Source organism: Streptomyces sp. NPDC006265, assembly GCF_040613555.1.
GTDB lineage: Bacteria > Actinomycetota > Actinomycetes > Streptomycetales > Streptomycetaceae > Streptomyces.
Map to the genome: position 1 here is coordinate 1 of NZ_JBEXSH010000573.1, position 5,833 is coordinate 5,833.

Consider the following 5,833-nt stretch of genomic DNA (forward strand, 5'->3'; position numbering starts at 1 on the left):
GGTCGACTGCGATCTCTTCTGCGCCGCACACGCACACCTTGCCCATGCCGCGGGCGACCACGGCCGCGTGGCTGGTCTTGCCGCCCCGGCTGGTCAGCACGGCCTGTGCGGCGACCATGCCGGGCAGGTCGTCGGGGGTGGTCTCCTGCCGTACGAGGACGACCTTCTCCCCGGCGGCGGCCCGCCGGACCGCCTCGGCGGAGTCGAACACCGCGGCGCCCACGGCGGCCCCGGGTGAGGCCGGAATGCCGTGCGTGAGCGCGGCCCGGACCGCGGAGGTGTCGAAGCGGGGGAACATCAGCCGGGCCAGCTCGTGACCGCTGACCCGCGCCAGACCCTCATCGGAGGTGATGAGCCCCTCGTCGACCAGCGCGGCGGCGATGGCGAACGCGGCCTCGGCGGTGCGCTTGCCGAGCCGGGTCTGCAGCATCCACAGCCGGCCGCGCTCGATGGTGAACTCGATGTCGCACAAGTCCCGGTAGTGGGTCTCCAATGTCCGCATGTGATCGCGTAGTTGAGTGAATGCGCCGGGGTTCAGGCGGCCCAGCTCGTCCAGGGGGACGGTGTTGCGGATGCCTGCGACGACGTCCTCGCCCTGGGCGTTGGGCAGGTAGTCGCCGTACAGGCCGGGCTGTCCGGTGGCCGGGTCGCGGGTGAAGGCGACACCGCTGCCCGAGTCGGGACCGAGGTTGCCGAAGACCATGGTCTGCACGTTGACCGCCGTACCCAGGTCGTCGGGTATGTGCTCGCGGTGGCGGTAGAGGCGGGCGCGCTCGCCGTTCCAGGACTCGAAGACGGCCAGCACCGCCCGGCGCAGCTGCTCGGCGGGGGACTGGGGGAAGTACTCCCCGGTCTCCTGGCGGATCAGCTCCTTGTACGCCTCGACGAGCTCGGACAGATCACTTGCGTCCAGGCCCAGGTCGTCCACCGCGCCGCGGGCCTCCTTGAGGCGGGCCATGACGTTCTCGAACAGTGCGCCATCGACGCCCATGACGGTGCTGCCGAACATCTGCACAAGGCGGCGGTAGGAGTCCCAGGCGAAGCGGTCGTTCCCGGAAACCTTCGCCAGACCGAGGACGGAGGCGTCCCCCAGGCCGATGTCCAGGATCGTCTCCATCATGCCGGGCATCGAGAAGCGGGCCCCGGAGCGGACGGAGAGCAGCAGCGGGTCGTCCGGCTGCCCCAGTTGTCGTCCGGCGGCCTGTTCCAGGACGGTCAGATGATCGGAGATCTCGTGGAACAGGCCCTCCGGTTCGGCGCCGGTGGCGAGGAAGGCACGGCAGGCTTCGGTGGTGACGGTGAACCCGGGCGGCACCGGCAGGCTCATCCGGGTCATCTCGGCCAGATTGGCGCCTTTGCCGCCGAGCAGGTCGGCCATGCCCCGGCCGCCCTCGGTGAACGCGTGTACGTAACGGACCATGGCGGTGTTCTTCCTTCCAGCTTCCCAGGGGGCCTTGGCCACTCGCGGAGCTGCACCCCGGTCGGTACACGAGGTGCAGCAGCCGGGCGCGGCCGGGTCACATCTCGAAGACGATGCGTGCCTTGATCCGTCCGTCCAGTACTTCGGCGATGGATTCGTTGACCGTCTCCAGCGGCCGGGTCTCGTAGATGACCTTGGTGCGTCCGGCGGCGTGCAGCTGGAAGACCTCGTCCAGGTCCTGGCGGGTGCCCACGATGGAGCCGATGACGGAGGTGCCGTTCAGGACGGTGTCGAAGATCGGCACCTGGATGGTTCCGCCGGCGGGCAGGGCGACCATGACCAGTTTGCCGCCGCGCCGCAGCCCGCCGTAGACGGAGGAGAACGCCTGCTCGTTGACGGCCAGCGCGATGGCCGCGTGGGCGCCGCCGTGCTCCTTGAGCACCTCGGCCGGGTCCTCCTTGCGGGCGTCGATGAGGATGTCGGCGCCGAGCTCCCTGGCCAGTTCGAGCTTGTCGTCGGTGACGTCGATCGCGGCGACCGTGGCTCCGGCGATCTTCGCATACTGCACGGCCAGGTGACCGAGCCCACCGACACCGGAGATCGCCACCAGCTGGGTCGGCCGGACGCCGGCGACCTTCAGTGCCTTGTATGTCGTGACGCCGGCGCAGGTCAGCGGGGCCGCATCGCGCGGGTCGATACCGTCGGGGACGACAGCGGCGAAGTCCGCGGGGGCGAGCATCTTCTCGGCGTACCCGCCGTCCACGCTGTAGCCGGTGTTGTGCTGCTGCTCGCACAGCGTCTCCCAGCCCGACAGGCAGTGCTCGCAGCGCCCGCAGGCCCAGCCCAGCCAGGGCACTGCCACACGCTGCCCGACCGCCGGATGGGTCACTCCTTCCCCGAGCGCCTCGACGATGCCGACGCCCTCGTGACCGGGGACGAACGGTGGGGTCGGCTTCACCGGCCAGTCACCGTGCGCGGCGTGGATGTCGGTGTGGCACAGCCCGGACGCCTCGAGACGAACGCGGACCTGGCCGGGTCCGGGCTGCGCGTCCGGCCGCTCCTCGACCACCAGCGGCTCGCCGAAGGACCGGACGACTGCTGCCTTCATGGGGAATGCTCCTCAACCTCTGTCGGTGCGGTGCAGTTCCAGGGTCGGCCGCACTCCGGCATGGCGGCAGGTGCTGGACGTCCTCGTGGAGGGGGCCGACAGGCCCTGAGATGCGCCGTTCGGCGGTCCCGGCGCAGCCCGGTGTGCCGGGTGGTTCCCCCTCGAAGTTGTGGGAAGACGATGCGCTGGAGCCCGTAGGGCCGACCGGCCCTGGCCCTTCGGCCCCGGATCGCGCAAGATCTGCGATAGGCAGGGACCGGTTACGCCCAGTGGGGCCAGCCCGGTGCAGGATTCAGACAGCGCAGAACGAGGAGCATCCGATGGCGGACGGCGAGCAGCCTGGCCCCGACAACCCGATCCGGGTCTTTCTTCTGGACGACCATGAGGTGGTACGGCGCGGGGTGCACGACCTGCTGAACGACGAACCGGACATCACCGTCGTCGGCGAGGCCGCCAATGCCGAGCAGGCGCTGGTCCGGGTGCCCGCGCTGCGCCCGCAGGTGGCGGTGCTCGACGTGCGCCTGCCCGACGGCGACGGCGTGACCGTGTGCCGGGAGCTGCGCTCGCAGATGCCGGAGCTGGCCTGCCTGATGCTGACCTCGTTCGACGACGAGGAGGCCCTGCTCGACTCGATCATGGCGGGCGCGTCCGGCTACGTGCTCAAGCAGATCCAGGGCACCGACCTGGTGACGGCCGTGCGCACGGTGGCCGCCGGCCAGTCCCTCCTCGACCCCAGCGCCACCGCCAGGCTGATGGCCCGGCTGCGCCAGGGCCAGGAGCCGGAGCCCGAGCCCGACGCACTGCCGGGCCTGACCGAGCGGGAACGGGAGATCCTGGCCCTCATCGGAGAGGGCCTTACCAACCGGCAGATCGGCCAGCGGCTCTATCTCGCCGAGAAGACGGTGAAGAACCACATCTCCCGGCTGCTGGCCAAGCTCGGTGTGGAGCGGCGCATCCAGGCCGCCGTCATCGCCACCCAGGCCCAGGACCGGCTCAAGCAACAAGGCCACTGACGCCTGCGGCGAGCCGGGGGCCGAACGTCCCCCGGCTCGCCCCCGTCCGGCCCAAGTCCGATCCCCTCCCCGGCAGCCAGGCTGGCAGCGCATACAGACGCGGATCGACCGGGAGGGCGACGACCATGAGCGTGCGCGTGGGAATCAACGGCTTCGGCCGCATCGGACGCAACTACCTGCGCCTGGTGCTCGAGCGCGCGGAGACATCGGCGGACACACCGGTCCAGGTGGTGGCGATCAACGACATCACCTCGCCGGCCGCACTCGCGCACCTGCTGGCGTACGACTCGACATACGGCCGCCTCGGCCGCACCGTCGAGCACGACGACACCTCACTCACCGTCGACGGGCACCGCATCGCCGTGACCGCCGAACGCGACCCGGCCGCTCTGGCCTGGGGCGACCTCGCGGTGGACGTCGTTATCGAGTCCACCGGCCGCTTCCGCACCCGCGAGGACGCCGGGCTGCACCTGAACGCGGGGGCGCACAAGGTCCTGCTGTCCGTGCCGGGCAAGGGAGTCGACGCCACGATCGTGATGGGCGTCAACGAAGGCACGTACGACCCGGAGAACGACCACGTCGTCTCCAACGCCTCCTGCACCACCAACTGCGTGGCGCCCATGGTCAAGGTGCTTGACGAGCACTTCGGCCTCGTCAAGGGCCTGATGACCACCATCCACGGCTACACCAACGACCAGGTCGTCCTCGATGGCCCGCACAAGGACCCGCGCCGGGGTCGCAGCGCGGCCGTCAACATCATTCCCACCAGCACCGGAGCCGCCCGCGCCGTGGGACTGGTCCTGCCGGAGTTGGCCGGGACCTTGGATGGCATCGCAGTAAGGGTGCCGGTCGAGGACGGCTCGCTGACCGACCTGAGCGTGGTCCTGGAACGGCCGGTGACCGCGGAGGAGGTGAATGCCGCGTTCCGGGAGGCTGCCGACGGGCTGCTGAAGGGCGTGCTGCGGGTGTCTGACGCACCCATCGTCTCCCGGGACGTCGTGGGCGACCCCGCCTCCTGCGTGTTCGACGCCCCGCTGACGCAGGCGCACGGCGAACTGGTCAAGGTGTTCGGCTGGTACGACAATGAGTGGGGCTACACCAACCGGCTCCTGGACCTCACCGAATACGTCGCCGCCCGTCTCCCGGGGAGCTGACCAACCCGGGTTGCCGGAGGAGAAGCGGCAGGCGACCGTCGGCTCGGCCACGACTGTGCCTGCCGCTCCCCGGCCAGCCCCGAACCGCCCGGCTGGGGACGGCCGGCCCCCGTGCCCGCCGCGTGCTGCCGTGGGTGATGGGAGGTGGTGCTCACCCGCGCACTGCCGTGGATTCCCGCGACCGTCCGGTGGTGGAGAAGTGGCGGGAAGCGGCCCGTCGCCGCGGCGGTGCCGGCACGTGCACCGCTCCGCCTGCCGGGGTACCCGCCGACTGGGACCCGTCGCATCCGTAGCCTACGAGGAGAACGCCATGGCATCGCGACTCGATGACAAGACGGTGGCGAGCATGGTGGCCGAGGCCACGGCGGCCCCCTCCATGCACAACGCGCAGCCGTGGCGCTTCCGCTTCCTGACCGGCGAGCGTCTCGTGCTGCTGTACGCCGACCCGGAGCGGGCCATGCCCCACTCCGACCCCGACAACCGGGCTTTGCACATCGGCTGCGGCGCGGCGCTGTTCAACCTGCGCGTCGCCGCCGTGCACGCAGACGTCGTCCCGGAGACGCGACTGTTGCCCGAGCCGCAAGAGCCGCTGCTGCTGGCCGCCGTGCACCTGACGGACCCGGCCGGGCGCCCGCGGGACGGCGGCCTGGCGCGGCTGCACCCGGCGATCGGGCAGCGACACACCAGCCGCCACCCCTTCGCCGACAAGGACGTGCCCGAGGACGTGCGGGTCACGTTGCAGGACGGTGCCGCGCGGGAGGGAGCCGAGCTGCTGTTCCCCGGCGCCTGGCATGCCGAGACGGTGCTCGACCTGGTGCGCGATGCGGAAAGCCGCGACGCCATGGACTCCGACACCAACGAGGACCTGGTTCGCTGGACCCGGCTCGGGCCGGAGGCGGACACCGCCGTCGACGGCGTCCCCGAGTATGCCTTCGGGCCACGCAAACGGGACGGCAAGGCTCCCGTACGGGACTTCGCCGGCCGCCGGCCGGTGGCCGACCGCGGCACCACCACCTTTGAGCACACCCCGCACCTGGCCCTGCTCAGCACCCCCGGCGACAGCCCTGCCGACTGGCTGCGCGCAGGCCAGGCTCTGGAGCGCGTACTGCTGGAGGCCACCCTGGCCGACCTGGCCACC

General features: G+C 71.1%; 5 protein-coding genes. 3 read left to right on the plus strand and 2 right to left on the minus strand.

Going from position 1 to position 5,833, the window contains the following annotated elements; genetic code table 11:
• Both ABZ281_RS34155 and adhP read right to left on the minus strand, forming a co-directional pair.
• Positions 1–1,420 (minus strand): pyruvate, phosphate dikinase (locus ABZ281_RS34155; RefSeq protein ID WP_356661857.1); only part of this gene is annotated, 1,420 nt, incomplete at its 3' end.
• 97 nt (positions 1,421–1,517) lie between these two features.
• On the minus strand, positions 1,518–2,528 hold the full coding sequence (gene adhP / locus ABZ281_RS34160) for an alcohol dehydrogenase AdhP (RefSeq protein ID WP_356661859.1): 1,011 nt from the start codon (positions 2,526–2,528) through the stop codon (positions 1,518–1,520).
• Between the two features lie 320 nt (positions 2,529–2,848).
• Between adhP and ABZ281_RS34165 the strand changes: the two genes are divergently transcribed.
• From ABZ281_RS34165 to ABZ281_RS34175, 3 genes are all read left to right on the plus strand, one after another.
• Positions 2,849–3,541 carry a response regulator transcription factor gene (locus ABZ281_RS34165; protein WP_356661861.1) on the plus strand — a complete coding sequence of 231 codons (693 nt, stop codon included), beginning with the start codon at positions 2,849–2,851 and terminating at the stop codon, positions 3,539–3,541.
• Between the two features lie 125 nt (positions 3,542–3,666).
• Positions 3,667–4,695, plus strand: a complete 1,029-nt coding sequence (gene gap, locus ABZ281_RS34170) for a type I glyceraldehyde-3-phosphate dehydrogenase (RefSeq protein WP_356661863.1) — start codon at positions 3,667–3,669, stop codon at positions 4,693–4,695.
• 310 nt (positions 4,696–5,005) lie between these two features.
• Positions 5,006–5,833, plus strand: an 828-nt coding sequence (locus ABZ281_RS34175) for a nitroreductase (RefSeq protein WP_356661865.1), incomplete at its 3' end; no start/stop codon positions are given.

What these genes read in the sequence shown, in the direction of transcription:
- adhP (WP_356661859.1), bottom strand. Translation starts at nt 2,528, where the DNA reads ATGAAGGCAGCAGTCGTCCGGTCCTTCGGCGAGCCGCTGGTGGTCGAG.
- gap (WP_356661863.1), top strand. Translation starts at nt 3,667, where the DNA reads ATGAGCGTGCGCGTGGGAATCAACGGCTTCGGCCGCATCGGACGCAAC.
- ABZ281_RS34165 (WP_356661861.1), top strand. Translation starts at nt 2,849, where the DNA reads ATGGCGGACGGCGAGCAGCCTGGCCCCGACAACCCGATCCGGGTCTTT.